The organism is Actinomycetospora succinea (assembly GCF_004363095.1).
Lineage (GTDB): Bacteria > Actinomycetota > Actinomycetes > Mycobacteriales > Pseudonocardiaceae > Actinomycetospora > Actinomycetospora succinea.
In genome coordinates this window covers 93,418-109,888 of record NZ_SNYO01000003.1, presented here as the reverse complement: position 1 = coordinate 109,888, position 16,471 = coordinate 93,418, and the positions used below count along the sequence as shown (strand labels likewise).

The window sequence follows — 16,471 nt, the reverse complement described above, 5'->3', positions numbered from 1 at the left end:
TGCTCCCACCCCGTGATCCACCACGCCTCGGATAGGGTCGACGGGATTCACCGACCACTTCCCGGAGGTCCGTCGCGGTGGCACTCGTCGTCCAGAAGTACGGCGGCTCGTCCGTCCAGGACGCGGAGCGGATCCGCCGGGTGGCCGAGCGGATCGTGCGCACCGGCAAGGACGGTCACGACGTCGTCGTCGTCGCGTCCGCCATGGGCGACACCACCGACGAGCTGACCGACCTCGCGATGCAGGTGCACCCGAGCCCGCCGCCGCGCGAGCTCGACATGCTCCTGACGTCGGGCGAGCGGATCTCGAACGCGCTGCTGGCCATGGCGATCAACGCCCAGGGTGGCCGCGCGCGCTCGTTCACCGGGTCGCAGGCCGGGATGATGACCACGGGCAAGCACGGCGACGCGCGGATCGTCGACGTCACGCCCGGTCGCATCCACGCCGCCCTCGCCGAGGACCACATCGCGCTCGTCGCGGGGTTCCAGGGCGTCAGCGTGGACTCGAAGGAGATCACGACCCTCGGCCGCGGCGGCTCGGACACGACCGCGGTGGCCATGGCCGCCGCGATGAAGGCCGACGTCTGCGAGATCTACACCGACGTCGACGGCGTCTACTCGGCCGACCCGCGCATCGTCCCCGACGCGAAGCTGCTCACGACCATCACCTACGAGGAGATGCTCGAGATGGCGGCGTGCGGGGCGAAGGTGCTGCACCTGCGCGCGGTCGAGTACGCGCGCCGCGAGAACGTGCCCCTGCGGGTGCGCTCGTCGTACAACGACAAGCCCGGCACGACGATCGTCGGGTCCATCGAGGAGCTCAGCGTGGAACAGGCGGTCCTCACCGGCGTCGCGCACGACCGGTCCGAGGCGAAGGTGACCGTGGTCGGCGTCCCCGACCAGCCCGGCTTCGCGGCGCGCATCTTCCGCTGCATCGCGGACGTCGACGTCAACATCGACATGGTGCTGCAGAACATCTCGCACCTGCAGACGGGCAAGACCGACGTGACCTTCACGCTGCCGGTCAAGGACGGCCCACGGGCGGTCGAGGCGCTGAGCGCGGTGAAGTCGGAGGTCGGCTTCGAGGACGTGCTCTACGACGAGCACGTCGGCAAGGTGGCTCTGGTCGGCGCGGGGATGCGCAGCCACCCGGGCGTCACGGCCACCTTCTGCGAGTCCCTCGCCGTCGCGGGCGTGAACATCGAGATGATGAACACCTCGGAGATCCGCATCTCCGCGCTCATCCGCGACACCCAGCTCGACGACGCCGTCCGCGCGCTCCACTCCGCCTTCGACCTCGGGGGCGACGAGGAGGCCGTGGTGCACGCAGGAACGGGGAGGTAGTTCCGTGACCACACTCGCCATCGTCGGAGCCACCGGCGCGGTCGGCTCCGTCATGATCGACATCATCGACGCGCGCGAGAGCGTGCCGTGGAGCGAGATCCGGCTCATCGCCTCGCCCCGGTCCGCCGGCAAGCGGCTGCGGGTCCGCGGCGAGGAGATCGAGGTCGTCGCGCTCTCGCCGGAGGCGTTCGACGGCGTCGACATCGCGATGTTCGACGTCCCCGACGCCGTGAGCGCGGAGTGGGCGCCGGTCGCGGTGTCGCGCGGGGCCGTCGCGGTCGACAACTCGGGCGCGTTCCGCATGGACCCCGACGTGCCGCTGGTGGTGCCGGAGGTCAACGCCGACCAGGCCCACGAGCGACCCAAGGGCATCGTGTCCAACCCGAACTGCACGACGCTGTCGATGATGGCGGCGCTCGGTGCGCTGCACCGTGCGTTCGGGCTGCGCGAGCTCGTGGTCGCGAGCTACCAGGCGGCGTCCGGCGCCGGCCAGGAGGGCATCGACCGGCTGCAGGCCGAGCTCGCCGCGGTCGCCGGCAAGGGCGTCGGGTACCGGCGCGGGGACGTCGCGGAGGCCATCGCGTCCGCGGGGCTGCCGCCCGAGTCGCCGTTCAACGCCCCGCTCGCGCTGAACGTCGTGCCGTTCGCCGGGTCGCCCAAGGAGGCGGGCTGGACCTCCGAGGAGCTCAAGGTCCGCAACGAGTCGCGGAAGATCCTCGGGCTGCCCGAGCTCAAGGTGTCGGCGACCTGCGTGCGCGTCCCGGTCGTGACCACCCACTCGCTCTCGGTCCACGCGACCTTCGAGAACGAGGTGGACGTCGCCACCGCCCACCAGGTCTTCGCGGCCCAGCCGTCGATCGTGCTGGTCGACGAGCCGGAGGCCAAGCGCTTCCCGACGCCCGCGGACGTCGTCGGCGAGGACCCGACCTACGTGGGCCGCGTCCGCCAGGCGCTCGACTTCCCCAACACCCTCGACTTCTTCGTGTGCGGCGACAACCTGCGCAAGGGCGCGGCGCTGAACACCTACGAGATCGCCGAGGAGCTCGTCCGGCGCTGATCGGCGTGACCGGCGGCGCTTTTCTTGACCCGTTCCAGTCTGGGTGGCAACGTGGGTCGATATGACGTCCCCGACCGGTTCCCAGGACGACGCGGCCACCCCCGCGACCGTTCCTGAGGCCGGACCGGCCCCGGATCCGCGACACCACGTCGCCGACCCGCGTGCGCGGTTGCGCGCCGCGGGCCTGCGCGTCACCGCCCCACGCCAGGCGGTGCTCGGCGTCCTGGGCGAGTTCCCGCACTCCACGGCCGAGACCGTGGCGTCGACGGTGCGCTCCCGGCTGGGGTCGGTGAGCACCCAGGCCGTCTACGACGTGCTCGCCGCGTGCGTGGACGCCGGCCTGGTGCGCCGCATCGAGCCCGCGGGGTCGGCGGCGCTGTACGAGACGCGGACCGGCGACAACCACCACCACGTCGTCTGTCGGTCCTGCGGCACGACGGCCGACGTCGACTGCGTCGTCGACGAGCGTCCGTGCCTGACCCCCTCCGACACCGGGGGCTTCGTCGTCGACGAGGCCGAGGTCGTCTTCTGGGGGACATGCCCGACGTGCGTTGCGGCCGGAGTGGGTAACCGGGAATCCCGGCGAGCCGTGCGCGGCGCCGTCGCGGTCCTGCACGAGAGCACACCACCACGCTGAGAGGCGAACGTGACCACTACGAATCGCTCCTACGCCACCGACGACGCCGGCATCCCGGCGCCGAGCCACGAGTTCTCCGCCACGGTCGGGACCAACGGGCCCCTGGTGCTCCAGGACCACTACCTGATCGAGCAGATGGCGAACTTCAACCGGGAGCGGATCCCCGAGCGCCAGCCGCACGCGAAGGGTGCCGGCGCGTTCACGACGTTCGAGGTCACGCAGGACGTCACCGCGTACACGAAGGCCGCCGTGTTCCAGCCCGGCGAGACGACCGAGGGACTCATCCGCTTCTCGACGGTCGCCGGTGAGCGGGGCAGCCCCGACACCTGGCGCGACCCGCGCGGCTTCTCGCTGAAGCTCTACACGCGCGAGGGCAACTGGGACATGGTCGGCAACAACACGCCGGTCTTCTTCATCCGTGACCCCATGAAGTTCCAGAACTTCATCCGCTCGCAGAAGCGGCTGGCCCGCAACGGGCTGCGCGACCACGACATGCAGTGGGACTTCTGGACGCTCTCCCCGGAGTCGAAGCACCAGGTCACCTGGCTCATGGGTGACCGCGGTGTGCCCCAGGACTGGCGCCACATGAACGGCTACGGCAGCCACACCTATATGTGGATCAACGCCGCCGGCGAGGAGTTCTGGGTCAAGTACCACTTCATCTCGGACCAGGGCATCGAGTGCCTGACCCAGGACGAGGCCGACCGCCTCGCCGGGGCGGACGCCGACTACCACCGCCGCGACCTCTACGAGGCCATCGAGCGCGGGGACTTCCCGACCTGGACCCTGAAGGTGCAGATCATGCCCTTCGAGGACGCCAAGACCTACCGGTTCAACCCGTTCGACCTGACCAAGGTGTGGCCGCACAGCGACTACCCCCTGCAGGAGGTCGGGAAGCTGACGCTGAACCGCAACCCGGTCGACTTCCACACCGAGATCGAGCAGGCCGCGTTCGAGCCGAACAACCAGCCCCCGGGGCTCGGCCTCTCGCCGGACAAGATGCTGCTGGCGCGCGGGTTCTCCTACGCCGACGCCCACCGCGCCCGTCTCGGCGTCAACTACAAGCAGATCCCGGTGAACTCGCCGCGGGGCACCGACGCGCACCCGTACACGGTCGCCGGCGCCATGCGCGTCGTGAACGCGCCGGACCCGGTCTACGCGCCCAACACCAAGGGCGGCCCGCAGACGACGGAGACGATCCAGCCGCCGTCGTGGTACTCCGACGGGGAGATCCAGCGCGTCGCCTACGTCGCGCACCCGGAGGACTCCGACGAGGGTCAGGCCCGCACGATGATGCTCGAGGTCTGGGACGACGCCCAGCGCGACCGCTTCGTCGAGAACGTCTCCGGTCACCTCGCCGACGGCGTCGGTGACGACGTCCTGGCCCGCGCGTTCGACTACTGGAAGTCGATCGACGAGGGCATGGGCCAGCGCGTCGAGGACCGCGTCCGCGAGCTCACCGGCAAGCAGGACAAGGTGCTCAGCCAGAGCTAGGACCTGCTGGTCCCGTAGCCCAGCCTCACCTCACGCGGCCCGTCTCACACGTCGAGACGGGCCGCGTGGCGGTTTTCCACCCCGCTCCAGGGGCATCCTGTATCTGGAACCATTCCAGAAAACGGCAGCGAAGGAGCTGAACGGCATGGCCACCACCACGCCCATCACGAGCCCGCTCTCCGACGACGCCAAGCAGACCGTCGGCACCGTCCTGCAGGACTCGCTCGCGGACTACGTCGACCTGTCCCTGACGGCGAAGCAGTGGCACTGGAACGTCGTCGGCACCACCTTCCGCGACGCGCACCTGCACCTCGACGAGCTGACCGACCTCGCGCGCACCTACTCCGACGAGGTCGCCGAGCGCGCCGCCGCCCTGGGCGTCTCGCCCGACGGGCGCGCCGAGACCGTCGCGAAGAGCAGCGGCCTGCCCACCACCGACGAGGGGTGGCGCACGGTCGAGGACGTCAACCAGGCCGTCGTCGAGACCCTCGCGACGCTCATCGCGCGCATGCGCGAGCGCATCGCGGTCACCGACGAGCCGGACCCGGTCACCCAGGACCTGCTCATCGCCCACACGGCGAAGCTCGAGGAGGCCCACTGGATGTGGCAGGCCAAGACCGCCTGATCCGGATGGGCTGACGCCGGCGGCCGGATGCCGCCGACCTGCAGAAACGAACGGCGCTTTCGCTGCTTCCGAAGCAGCGAGAGCGCCGTTCGTTCGTTCCCGGAGGGGCTCAGGCGGGGACCGGAAGGCCCAGGGCCTCGCGGGTGAAGGCGATCTCGGCGACCGTGTGCTTGAGCGTCTCGGCGACGACGAGCGACCCGTGGCCGGCGTCGTAGCGCACCATCGCGTAGGGCACCCCGCGCTCGGCGAGGGCGTCGAGGTAGTTGTCGATCTGGCGGATGGGGCAGCGCGGGTCGTTCTCGCCGGCCAGCACCAGCACCGGCGCGCGGACCGCGTCCACCCACGTCAGCGGCGAGGCCTCCGAGTAGCGGGCCGGGACCTCCTCGGGCGAGCCGCCGAACAGCGAGCGGTCGAAGGCGCGCAGCGGCTCCATCTCGTCGGCGTAGGCGGCGAGGTAGTCGGCCACGGGCACGCCCGCGCAGCCGACCGCCCAGCGCTCGGGCTGGCGGCCCAGGCCCAGGAGCGTCAGGTACCCGCCCCACGACCAGCCCTCGAGCACACAGGCGGCCGGGTCCGCGAGCCCCGTGGACACGGCCCACTCGTGCACGGCGGCGATGTCCTCGAGCTCCGTGGTGCCCGGGCGTCCCTCGATGGCGTCGCGCCACGCCGAGCCGTAGCCCGAGGAGCCGCGGTAGTTGACGTGCACGACCGCGAAGCCGGCGTCCACCCACACCGCGCGCACCGGCGACCAGCGGTCCTCGTCGGCCGCCTGGGGTCCCCCGTGGATCATGAAGACGGTCGGCACCGGGCCGGTGGTGCCCTCGGGGCGGGTCCACAGCGCGTGCACCGCGCCCGCGGGGCCGTCGACCCAGGCGTCCTCGAGCGCCACCGACGGCGCGGGCCGGTCGCCGGGCGGGGCGAGCAGCTCGGTGTCGGTGCCGTCGGGGCGCAGCGCGCGCACCGACGACGGGTACGCCGCCGACGACCAGCCGTACTCCACGGTCCCGTCCGGGCGGACGTCCGCGCCCCCGACCGAGCCGGGCGCGGTGGGCAGGTCGCTGAGCTCGCCGGTCGCGAGGTCGTAGCGGTGCAGCGTCGTGCGGCCCGCGCGGGTGTGGGCGACGAGCAGGGCGGACGCGTCCGGGTAGAAGCCGGCGGAGAGGTCGCCGGGCAGGTCGATCGCCACCTCGGACTCGGTGTCCGTGGCGAGGTCCCAGATCAGCAGCTCGTCGCGGCCCCGGCGCTCGTGCCCGACGAGCAGGCGCTGGTCGCCCTCGACGGGCGCGAACTCGATGGGGTCCAGCCCGCGTCCGTTCCCATCAGGCCCCACGCCGTCGTGACGCTCGCCCACGGTCGCGCCGTCGGCGAGGCGCAGCACCCGGATCGCCGGGTGGCGGGAGTCGCCGTGCTCGGCGTGCGAGATCGCCAGCAGCGTCTCGTCACGCGAGAGCGCCCCGATCCCGGCGTCCTCGGTGTGGGTGTAGACGACCCGCGCCTCGGCACCGTCCTCGCTCACCGCCAGCGTCGAGCCGTCGTCGGTCGACCAGCCGACGGCGACCGTGCGGCGGCCGAGCTCGAGCCCGGCGGGATAGCCCGGCGACGCGCCGGCGACCGCGGGCGACGCCGCGCCACCGTCGAACGGCTCGGCGACCCAGACCCCGAACTCGTCGCCGTCGGTGTCGTCGAACCACCAGATCGCCGTGCCGTCGGTGCTCGCCGCGCCGCCGCGGGTGCCCTGCGGGCGGTCGGTCACGCGCCGGTGCGTGTCGCTCGCGCGGTCCCAGGCGTAGATCTCCCAGGTGCCCGTGGCGTTCGACGAGTAGACGCTGCGGTCCGGGGCGTCGCGGGCCCAGTCGGGCACCGAGACACGCGCCGCGGTGAAGCGTCCCCGCCACCTCGCCTCGGCCGCGGGGTCGGCGAAGAGGGCGTCGGGGATCTCCGGAGCCGGGTCCGAGCGGCGCGGGGAGGTCGGGGTCATGTCCCGGATCCTGCCTCGCGGGGTGCCGGGACGACGGCCCGGAGGGGGCGTGGGCGAGGATGGTCACGGGGGGAGGGACCGTGGACGAGCTGGATCCTGCTGACGGGGACGACGAGGAGACGCCGCCGAACATGGCGCGCGTGTTCGACTACAACCTCGGCGGCACCGAGAACCTCGAGGTCGACAGGGAGTTCTCCGTCGAGGTCGACGCGATGATGCCGGGGATGAGCGCGCTGTGTCGCGACCACCGGTCGTTCTCGCGGGCCGTCGTCGACCACTGGTGCGCCGAGGGCATCGACCAGTTCCTCGAGCTGGGGTCCGGCCTGCCGACCGTCGACCACGTGCACACCCGGTCCCGCCGCGTGCACCCCGACGCCCGGGTCGCCTACGTCGACTGGGACCCGCGGACCGTCGAGCACGCCCGGCGCCTGGTCGCCGGGCACGAGGGCGTGTCGGTCCTGCACGCCGACGCGGGGGACGCCGCGGCGGTGCTCGCCGCGCCCGAGGTCCGCGACGTCCTGGACCTCTCGCGTCCCGTCGGCCTGCTCGCCGTCGGCGTCCTGCACTACCTCCACGACGACGCGCTCGCCGCGCGGGCCGTGCGCGCCTACACCGACGCGCTCGCCCCGGGCAGCGGGTTCGCCATCTCGCACCTCACCTCCGTCGGGCGGCCCGACATCCACGCCTGGGCGACGATGAACCACGGCGGCTGGAGCTACGCGCCGCGGCTGCGGGGGCCCGTCGAGATGACGCCCTGGCTCGACGGCTGGGCGGTGGTCGGGCCCGGCTGGGTGTCCGCGCCCGACTGGCGGCCGCAGGGACCGGCCCCGGGGGCGGAGGTCACAGGCAGCGGGCTGTGGGGTGTGGTCGCGCGGCGGGGATGATGGCCCCGTGATCGGGACCTTCCGCCACGACGCCGCCGTGCACGAGATCCGCCTCGCCCGCACCGAGCGCCGCAACGCCCTCGACACCGCGCACTGCCGCGACCTGCACGCCGCGGTCGACGCGGCCGTCGCCGACGGGGCGCGGGCACTCGTGCTGACCGGCGAGGGCACCGCCTTCTGCTCCGGCGCCGACCTCGACACCGTCGGCGACCCGGACTTCCTCGCCGCCCTCTACGGCATGCTCCACCGGCTCGCCGGGATCCCGGTGCCGGTGATCGCCGCGGTGCACGGCCCGGCGATCGGCGCGGGCACGCAGCTCGCGCTGGCCGCGGACCTGCGCGTCGTCGACACCCCGGGCGTGTTCGGGCTGCCCACGGCCGCCCTCGGCCTCGCCGTCGACCCGTGGACCGTGCGCCGGCTCGCCCTCGTCGCCGGCGGTGGCGCGGCCCGGCGGATCCTGCTCGCCTGCGAGCGCCTCGACCACGACGCCGCCCGCGCCGCCGGGCTCGTCGACCGCGTCGGCGACCGGGAGACCGCGCTCGCCTGGGCGACCGAGATCGCCGCGCTCGCCCCGCTGACGCTCGCCTACAACAAGCTCGCCGTCGCCCGCCTGCTCGAGGACGCGCCGGTGCCCGACGAGGTCGCCGCGGCGTTCGACGCGTGCTGGGCGAGCGAGGACCTCGTCGAGGGGCGCCGGGCGCGGGAGGAGAAGCGTTCCCCGCAGTTCCGGGGTCATTAGCCTCCGAAGCGACGGCCCGTCGCGCTCCTGCGTCGCGCCACGGGCAGGTCGCCGGCGGTGGGGGGTCTAGTCCCCGGGCCAGTGCGCCAGCGTCCGGATGTACTGCTGGCGCACGCCCTCGATGCGCTCGTCCAGGTCGTCGCGCGTCCAGTCCGAGACGTCGATCGGCGGCAGCGCGGCCACCTGCACGACGCCCGGATGGATGATCATCGCGTTGCGGCTCATCAGCTCGCCGGTGTTGCGGAAGACCAGCGGGACGATCGGCACGCCGGCCTGCATGGCCAGGTGGAACGCGCCCTTCTTGAACTTCCCGGGCGTCGGGGTGGGCGAGCGGGTGCCCTCGGGCGCGATGACGATCGACGTCCCGGCGCGCAGGCGCTCGACCGCCGGCTCGAGGGCCTTGCGGGCCTGGGCGTTGTCGGCGCGGTCGATGAAGGCCGTCTCGAGCAGGCGCATGAGTCCGCCGAACAGCGGGTCGTTGGCGAGCTCCTTCTTCGCCACCGGGGCGAAGTTGCCGCGCAGCAGCCCGCCCAGCACGAGGACGTCGAGCTGGCTCTGGTGGTTGAACAGGAAGACCGCCGGCTGGGCCTCCCAGATGTGGCGCGCGCCGTGCACGTCGAGCGAGACCCCGGAGGCCATCAGCGACAGGTCGCCGCCGAGACCGATGCCGAGGTTGAGCCCGGCGCGCCGTGACCCGCCGAGCAGGCCCAGGCCCAGGCCGGTGGCGAAGCCGCCCATCATCCCGGCGAAGGTCGCCGCGGTGCGCGCGATCTCCACCGGCGTCGTCCACGGCCGGCCGGTGAAGTCCAGCGCGGGCCAGCCCCGCTCGGCGGCGGCCCGGCGCAGCCCGGCGGACGGGTTGACCGCGGCGGGGTGGGCGACGGTCGCGAGGAACGGCACGTCCTCGCCGCCGTTGGAGTAGGCGAAGCTCGCGTCGAGGTCGACGCCGTGCGCGGCGGCGAACTCCTTGACCGCGGCGGCCTTGCCCTCGCCGTACGGGGAGCGCCCGTCGGGGCGGCCGGTGAGCGTGCCGTCCTCGCCCACCTCGACGGCCGTGTAGATCGTGTGCTCGACGCCGAGCGCCTTCGCCGCGGGCTCGACCTGGAACCGGGTCGCCGAGCTCGCCAGGACGACCGTGTGGCCCTTCTCCAGGTGCGCCCGGATCAGCCGCCACGACTCCGGGTAGACGCTCGGGCCGATCTCGTCGCGGAAGAGCTGGTTGCCGATCTTCTCGAGCTCCTCGGGCGTGCGGCCCGCCCACGTCCGCAGCGTGATGCCGAGGAACTTGCGGAAGTCCTCCTCGCCGTGCAGGCCCTGCCAGCCGCTGGCCAGCGTCTCGAGCGTCGTGCGCGGGTGCAGGTCGAGGTGCTTGACGTGGTGGCGCATGAACGCGGTGACCGAGTAGCCGGCGATCACCGTGCCGTCGAAGTCGAAGAACGCGCCCACCTCGGGGCCGTCGGGCGCGGCCTCCACCGCGTCCATCAGGCCCTGCACCGTGGCTTCAGGGTCGGACACCCGCGGACTCCTGTCGGTTCGTCGCGTCGGTCTCGTCGATGGCCACGACCCGCTCCACCACGCCGCGGATCTCGGCGGCGAACGCGCGGCGCCGGGTCGCGAGGTCGGGGCCCCCGTCGGCGGGGGCGGTGTTCGGGGCCAGCAGCCCCCGGTTGGAGGCCAGCCGCAGCGCCGACGCGAACAGCTCCCGCGACAGCGACTCCGGCCCGTGCAGCTTGCCCTGCAGCAGCAGCTGCTGCCCGACGGCGGCGCAGCGCTCGAGCAGCCGGTCCTCGTCGACGGGGGTGTCGGGGTCGTGCTCCGCGAGGCGCTCGGCCACCACCCACTGGGCGTCGACGAACGAGCGCAGCACGCGGTGCGCGCACAGGAAGCGGCTCTGGCGCAGCAGCTTGCGGGTGCGCGCGATGTCGTTGTCGTCGGAGCGCCAGTCGGGGTCGATGAGCGTGAGCTCGTCGATCAGCTCGGCGCGGAAGGTCTCCTTGTCGGGGAAGAAGAACTCGTACTTCAGCAGGTCGCGCAGGTCGAGCGCGGCCTGGAAGCCCTTGGCCAGCGCGTCGCGGCCGGTGGCCTCGCCGACGTCGAGGATCGCGAGCTCGAGGATCGCCCGGTTGACGAAGTGGTGGATCGCCGAGTTGCGGTAGAACGCCGCGACGATGTGGTGGCCGCTCTCCACCGAGAACACCGGCTCGGAGCCCTCGGTGTAGGCGCTGACCACCTTCTCCCGGCGCAGCGAGAGCAGGGCCTCGGCGACGCCGCCGTTGGTGCGCAGCGACGCGATCCCGGTGTGCGGCAGGCCGCGGGCGTCGACGTAGTCGAGGACGGGCTCGACGACCCGGCGCACCTGCGACAGCGTCAGCGCGCGGTCGCGCACCCCGAGCAGGGCCAGCGCCGCGAGCGCGATCGGCGTCACCGGCGTGACCCGGTTGATGCGCACGAACACCTCGAACGCGGTCTTCTGCAGCGCGAGCCGGCGGGCCGGCTGGTCCTCGACGGCCGCGTCGGGGTCGGACTCGGCGCGGGCGTCGAGGGCAGGGTCGTTGGCCGCGGTGAGCGCGGCCCGCAGCGACAGGGGCCGCCCGAAGCTCACGTGCACCCCGCCGACGGGCCGCCGCTGCGCGCGGGCGTAGCCCATCAGCCAGCGCAGGCCCTCCGGGGTCTTCTGGGCGCCGGTCTGCTCGGCGGCCATCTGGTGCACTTCCTGGAGCTGGTCGTGGATGATCGACACCGGGACGAGGTAGACGTCCTCGGTGCGGCGGCGCTCCACGGCGCTGGCGACGTCGGCGAGCAGCCCGTACTTCGGCGGGCGCAGCTTGCCGGTGCGGGTGCGGCCGCCCTCCATGTACCACTCGAGGTTGAAGCGCTTGGCGCACAGCCAGGAGAAGTACTCGCGCACCACGGCCTTGTAGACCGGGTCGCCGCCGAAGCTGCGGCGGATGAAGATGATCCCGCTGCGCCGGGCCAGCGCCTCGAGACCCATGATCCGCAGGTTGTCGCCGCCGAGCACGTGGTTGCGCGGGAAGTCGTTGCTGCGCAGCACGTCGGCCAGCACGAACGGGTCGGTGTACGAGCGGTGCGACGGCAGGAACACGAGCGCGTGCTCGGCGTTGAGCTCCCGGAGCGGCTCGAGCCCGGCGGTGTCGGCGTGCACCGTCCACGCCTTCTCGTGCATCGGGCGCAGGACCCCGGAGAACAGGTCCACCGCGGCCGGGTCGAGCGAGGCGACGATGCTCTCGAGGTCGGCGGCGGCCTCGGTGGCCACCTCGTCCTCGGGGCGCCCGGTCGACGCGGCGAGGCGCTGGATCTCGCGGCTGAAGTGCGCCGACCCGACGATCTGGCCGGCGACCTCGCGCGGCACCTTGAAGCGGTTGCCCGTCAGCGCGCGCTCGGCGCGGTCGAGCGCGAGCGTGGCCTGGCGCGCGACGAAGCGCACGAAGTCGGCGGTGTCGGTGGCCGAGCGCTCGCGGCGGTGGCGGCGCATGAGCTCGCGCACCGTCGCGGGGCGTCCGACGACCACGCGGTGCTGCTGCGGGCCCCTGCGCGCCGCCCGGGCACGGGCGCGGAGCGCCCAGCCGCGCGTGAGGACGTCGGCGAGGCGCAGCAGCGTGCGGTCGGGCTCCGGCTCGGCGGACCAGACCACGCGCACCGGCACGAGCAGCGGGTTGTCGCCCCGGGTCAGGCGCCCGGCGAGCTGCTCGCCCTCGGCCGGGAGCACCTCGACGCCCCGGCTGCCCCGCATCCCGGGGCGGATCCCCGCGAGCCAGCGGTCGACCAGGCGGCGCTCGACACCCGACGGGGCGTCGACGAGGACGACCAGCGGCCGGTCCCCCGGGTCCGGGAGCGTCGCCGTGTCGTCCACCAGCGTGCTCACCGCCGCACCTCCGCCCTCGCGACGTCGCGTGCCCGGCGACGGAGCTGCCCGTCGCCGCAGCTCCTGGTCCATCCGGACCCTACCCGGTGGAGTGGTGGCGATCGATCGCGTGCGTCCGGACATGCGCGGGTACGCATCCGGTGATCGTTGATCGTCGAAGCACCGGAGGAGGCCGATCGTGGCCACCATGCGCGCCGTCCAGGTCACCCGGGCCGGGGGAGACCTCGAGCTCGTCGAGCGGGAGGTCCCGACGCCCGGGCGCGGCGAGGTCCGCGTCCGCGTCGAGGCCTGCGGGGTCTGCCACAGCGACATGTTCGCCAAGGAGGGCGTCATGCCCTCGACGCCGTTCCCGATCGTGCCCGGCCACGAGGTCGTCGGCCGCGTCGACGAGGTCGGCCCCGACGTGCTCGGCGACTGGGACGCCGGCGACCGCGTCGGCGTCGGCTGGTTCGGCGGCGCCTGCCACCACTGCGACGCGTGCCGCCGCGGGGACTTCATCACCTGCGAGAACGGCCGGATCCCCGGCGTCACCTTCGACGGCGGCTACGCGGACGCCGTCGTCGTGCCCGCCGACGCGCTCGCCCACGTCCCCGACGAGCTGTCGTCGGAGGAGGCCGCCCCGCTGATGTGCGCGGGCGTGACGACGTACCATGCGCTGCGCTCGAGCCCGGCCCGTCCGGGCGACCGGGTCGCGGTGCAGGGCGTCGGCGGCCTCGGCCACCTCGGCATCCAGTTCGCGGCGCGGATGGGCTTCGAGGTCGTCGCCGTCTCCCGCGGCCGCGACAAGGAGGACCTCGCCCGCAAGCTCGGGGCGCACGACTACGTCGACAGCGAGGCCACCGACCCCGGGCAGGCCCTCGCCGAGAAGGGCGGCTGCGCGGTCGTGCTCGCCACCGCCACCAGCGGCAAGGCGATCTCCGGGCTGATCCCGGGCCTCGACCGCCGCGGGCAGCTGCTCGTCGTCGGCGCGGCCGAGAGCCCGCTGACGGTCGACGCGATGAGCCTCATCGGCCCGGTCGCGAGCATCGCCGGCTACGCGTCGGGCACCTCGATCGACTCCGAGGACACCCTGCGCTTCGCGCGGCTCACCGACGTCCGTCCGATGATCGAGACGATGCCGCTGGAGAAGGCCGCCGAGGCGTACGACCGGATGATGAGCAACGACGCGCGGTTCCGGATGGTGCTCACCACGGGGCAGTGACGGTCAGGCCGGCGCGGTGAAGCCCTGGGCGATCCTCGTGAACGCCCAGGGCGCCTGCGCGATGCCGCTGCAGTCGTCGGCCTCGTCCTCGGTGCCCGGGCACGAGCCGTTGTCGCGGGCGAGCGCCCAGAACCCGACGCCGCCGTAGCCGTTGCCGCGGGCGTCGTCGACGACCGCGCGGGCGTCGTCGGGCGAGGTGGTCATGTCCATGTCGTTGCGCCCGAGCATGAACGTGACCCCGGTGCGCTGGCGCACGTCGGCGGGCTCGCTGCCGGGCCACATCGCCTCGAGCTGGCCGACGGCCGTGCGGGCGGCGCCGATCATCGCGTCGGCCCACGAGCCCTGGTACTCGAAGTTCATGACCATGAGGTTCACGCGCGCCGCGACGCCGGCGGTCGTGGCCGCCTGCACGAGGTCGCGGGCGTCGTCGCTGAGGCCCTCGGCGACGCCCTCGACCTGCACGGTGAGCGTGACCCGCGTGCCGCGCTGGTGCTGGAGCAGCGCGAGGGCCTCGGCGATGCGCTGCGAGGACACGGTGCGGCCGCGGTCGGTCTCGACGTCGACGTCGAGGTGGTCGGCGCCGACGGCGTCGAGCGCGGTCGCGTAGGCCCGCGCGAGCGAGGGCGCGTCGGGGCAGGCCTTCTCGAGGTAGTCGCCGAGCGCGCCGCCCGAGGAGACGGTCATCCGGCCGCCGCGCTGTTTCAGACCGGCGATCCGGGCCGTCACGGCGGGGTCGCGCAGGGCCGTCGTGCCGCCCCAGGTCGGCGCGCACGAGCCGTCGCTGCCGGCGAGGACGAAGGCGAGCACGACGTCGGCGTGGCCGGTCGCGTCGGCCATGTCGGTCATCGTGGGCAGCGGCGGGGTGGTCAGGTCGACGTAGGGGGCGAACGCGACCGTGGGCAGCGGGCCGTCCGGGGCGGCGACGCCCGGGCGGGGCGGTCCCGCCGCCGCGACCTCAGCGAGGGCCGGCTCCGGCGTCGGGGTCTCGCCGGTGACCGCGGGGACCGTGACGAGCACCGTGATCAGCGTGGCGAGCAGGACGGCGCGCAGGGACGGTCGGGCCGAGGGGCGGATCGACCGGCGCCGGGCGCGGCTCAGGTCGCCTGGGCGCCGTTCGCCGCGACGCCCTCCTGCTGGCCGCCGCCCCGGTCCTCGTCGTCGTCCTGCTGGACCTGCGGCGCCTGGCGCTGCGGGGCGACCGGGACCACGGGCGCGGGCGCCACGACGGCGGTCCGCGGCGTCACCCGCTGCGCCCGCGGCGTGGTGGTCTTCGGCGTCGGGCGCTTCGTCGTCGTCGCGCGGGCCGAGCGCTTGGCGGTGGTCGTCGGCTCGACCTCGGCGATGTTGCGGGCGTCGACGGACGGCGGCGCGACGGTCGGCGCGGGCGGGGCCAGGGTCGGCGGCGGGAGCAGGGTCGGCGCCGCGGTCGGCCCGACCGGGCCCGCCACGGCACCGACGGCCACCACGCCGACGTAGGACGCGCAGATGGCCGTGGCGGCGATCGCGGCCGTGCGCCAGCGCTTGGCGCGGCGCCCGGTGCCGTCGGCGAAGACCGGCGTCGCCGGGCCCTGCGTCGCGCTCTCCAGCGGCGGAGCGGGCGGGACGATGACCGCCCGCTCGGTCCGGTTCGCCCGGCGGCGCCCGCTCGGCGAGGAGCTGATCAGCGTGGTCGTGGCCCGCGCGGCGATCTCGGACGGGTCCGACCGGCGCGCGGCGGGGCGCCGGGCGGGCGCGGCGGGCTCGTCGACCTTCTGGGTGGTCGTGGTGGCGGTTGCCGTGGTGCGCGTGGCGGCCGTGGGCGCGGCGGGCGCGGGCCGGTGCGCGGTCGTCATCGCCGTCCGCGGGGGCACGACGGCGGTCGTGTCGGCCGGGGCGGGACGCGCGGGGCCGGCGGGACGGGCGGCGGTGCGGGGGGCCGGCGCCATGCTCGGCACCGAGGGGTGGTCCGCGGGGGGCACGGGAGGGGCGGCGCGACCGGGCGAGCGGGGCTCGGGGGCGCGGCGGGGCGCGGGCACGGAGCTCGCGCCGTCGGGGGCGTCGAGGACGTCGAGCCACGGGCGCGCGCCGGAGCGGCGGTCGGCGGCCGGCGGCGCGGGCGACTCGGCCGACGAGGCGGCGAGGATGTCGGCCAGGCGCGGGGTGCGGCGGGGCTCGTCGTCGCGGCGGCGGTCGCCGGGCGTCTCGCCGAGGTCCGGCACCGCGCGCAGACGCCGGTCGGACCCGTCGGCGGCGTCGGCCGTGCCGGGCCGCGAGTGCCGTCCGCCGGCTGGCGGCGCCGGAGCGTCCGTGTCGTGCGCAGGCGGCAGCGCCGGCTCCGCCGACGCGGCGTGCCGTCCCGCGGGCGGAAGTGATGCCCGTCCGTGTCGCATGAGGTCCCCGATCGTGTGACAGCCCCCCGACAGGGTGATGCACAAGGGCCATCGTCGAGCGACATCGTGTCGTTACCGGACAGAGACCGCCAAGTGCTTAGTGCTGACGAGGGAACCAACTCACTGGTCCGGAACGACGAAAGGCCCCCATCCACGCGGTGGATGGGGGCCTTCTGCGGCGGTGTCGGGGTGGCGGGATTCGAACCCACGGCCTCCTCGTCCCGAACGAGGCGCGCTACCAAGCTGCGCCACACCCCGGAG

13 protein-coding genes and 1 tRNA gene are annotated in these 16,471 nt (G+C 74.1%); 8 read left to right on the top strand and 6 right to left on the bottom strand.

The window, feature by feature from the left end:
- Positions 1 to 77: 77 nt before the first annotated feature.
- From EV188_RS11760 to EV188_RS11740, 5 genes are all read left to right on the top strand, one after another.
- Positions 78 to 1,343 carry an aspartate kinase gene (locus EV188_RS11760; RefSeq protein ID WP_133826476.1) on the top strand — a complete coding sequence of 422 codons (1,266 nt, stop codon included), beginning with the start codon at positions 78 to 80 and terminating at the stop codon, positions 1,341 to 1,343.
- Between the two features lie 4 nt (positions 1,344 to 1,347).
- Complete coding sequence (locus EV188_RS11755; protein ID WP_133826475.1) at positions 1,348 to 2,400, top strand: aspartate-semialdehyde dehydrogenase; 1,053 nt, start codon at positions 1,348 to 1,350, stop codon at positions 2,398 to 2,400.
- Positions 2,401 to 2,569: 169 nt separating this feature from the next.
- Complete coding sequence (locus EV188_RS11750) at positions 2,570 to 3,037, top strand: Fur family transcriptional regulator (RefSeq protein WP_243741703.1); 468 nt, start codon at positions 2,570 to 2,572, stop codon at positions 3,035 to 3,037.
- A 9-nt stretch (positions 3,038 to 3,046) separates the two neighbouring features.
- Positions 3,047 to 4,531, top strand: a complete 1,485-nt coding sequence (locus EV188_RS11745) for a catalase (RefSeq protein WP_133826473.1) — start codon at positions 3,047 to 3,049, stop codon at positions 4,529 to 4,531.
- A 145-nt stretch (positions 4,532 to 4,676) separates the two neighbouring features.
- Positions 4,677 to 5,156 (top strand): Dps family protein, encoded by a 480-nt coding sequence (locus EV188_RS11740; RefSeq protein WP_133826472.1) that lies wholly within the window; start codon positions 4,677 to 4,679, stop codon positions 5,154 to 5,156.
- Between the two features lie 109 nt (positions 5,157 to 5,265).
- On the opposite strand, the gene EV188_RS11735 is transcribed toward EV188_RS11740, so the two are convergent.
- A complete protein-coding gene (locus tag EV188_RS11735) occupies positions 5,266 to 7,134 on the bottom strand; it encodes a S9 family peptidase (RefSeq protein ID WP_133826471.1) in 1,869 nt (622 codons plus the stop codon).
- An 80-nt stretch (positions 7,135 to 7,214) separates the two neighbouring features.
- Here EV188_RS11735 and EV188_RS11730 point away from each other — a divergent pair, with 80 nt between their 5' ends.
- Together EV188_RS11730 and EV188_RS11725 are read left to right on the top strand one after the other, a co-directional pair.
- Positions 7,215 to 8,018 carry an SAM-dependent methyltransferase gene (locus EV188_RS11730; RefSeq protein WP_166659844.1) on the top strand — a complete coding sequence of 268 codons (804 nt, stop codon included), beginning with the start codon at positions 7,215 to 7,217 and terminating at the stop codon, positions 8,016 to 8,018.
- Positions 8,019 to 8,025: 7 nt separating this feature from the next.
- Positions 8,026 to 8,757 carry an enoyl-CoA hydratase gene (locus tag EV188_RS11725; RefSeq protein ID WP_133826469.1) on the top strand — a complete coding sequence of 244 codons (732 nt, stop codon included), beginning with the start codon at positions 8,026 to 8,028 and terminating at the stop codon, positions 8,755 to 8,757.
- Positions 8,758 to 8,823: 66 nt separating this feature from the next.
- Here the strand turns inward: EV188_RS11725 and EV188_RS11720 are convergent, their stop codons facing one another.
- A complete protein-coding gene (locus EV188_RS11720) occupies positions 8,824 to 10,272 on the bottom strand; it encodes an HAD-IB family hydrolase (protein WP_243741637.1) in 1,449 nt (482 codons plus the stop codon).
- Entirely contained in the window at positions 10,259 to 12,640 is a 2,382-nt protein-coding gene (locus EV188_RS11715; protein WP_208114154.1) for a glycerol-3-phosphate 1-O-acyltransferase, read from the bottom strand. The genes EV188_RS11720 and EV188_RS11715 overlap by 14 nt, the downstream gene beginning before the upstream one ends.
- A gap of 187 nt (positions 12,641 to 12,827) precedes the next feature.
- Between EV188_RS11715 and EV188_RS11710 the strand changes: the two genes are divergently transcribed.
- Positions 12,828 to 13,841, top strand: coding sequence for an alcohol dehydrogenase (locus EV188_RS11710; RefSeq protein WP_208114201.1), 1,014 nt, complete (start codon positions 12,828 to 12,830; stop codon positions 13,839 to 13,841).
- Positions 13,842 to 13,844: 3 nt separating this feature from the next.
- Here the strand turns inward: EV188_RS11710 and EV188_RS11705 are convergent, their stop codons facing one another.
- The 3 genes from EV188_RS11705 to EV188_RS11695 form a co-directional block, all read right to left on the bottom strand.
- Positions 13,845 to 14,858, bottom strand: coding sequence for a glycoside hydrolase family 18 protein (locus EV188_RS11705; RefSeq protein WP_133826466.1), 1,014 nt, complete (start codon positions 14,856 to 14,858; stop codon positions 13,845 to 13,847).
- 77 nt (positions 14,859 to 14,935) lie between these two features.
- On the bottom strand, positions 14,936 to 16,210 hold the full coding sequence (locus tag EV188_RS11700) for a hypothetical protein (protein ID WP_133826465.1): 1,275 nt from the start codon (positions 16,208 to 16,210) through the stop codon (positions 14,936 to 14,938).
- A 184-nt stretch (positions 16,211 to 16,394) separates the two neighbouring features.
- Positions 16,395 to 16,468: transfer RNA gene (locus EV188_RS11695), tRNA-Pro, on the bottom strand.
- Positions 16,469 to 16,471 lie beyond the last annotated feature (3 nt).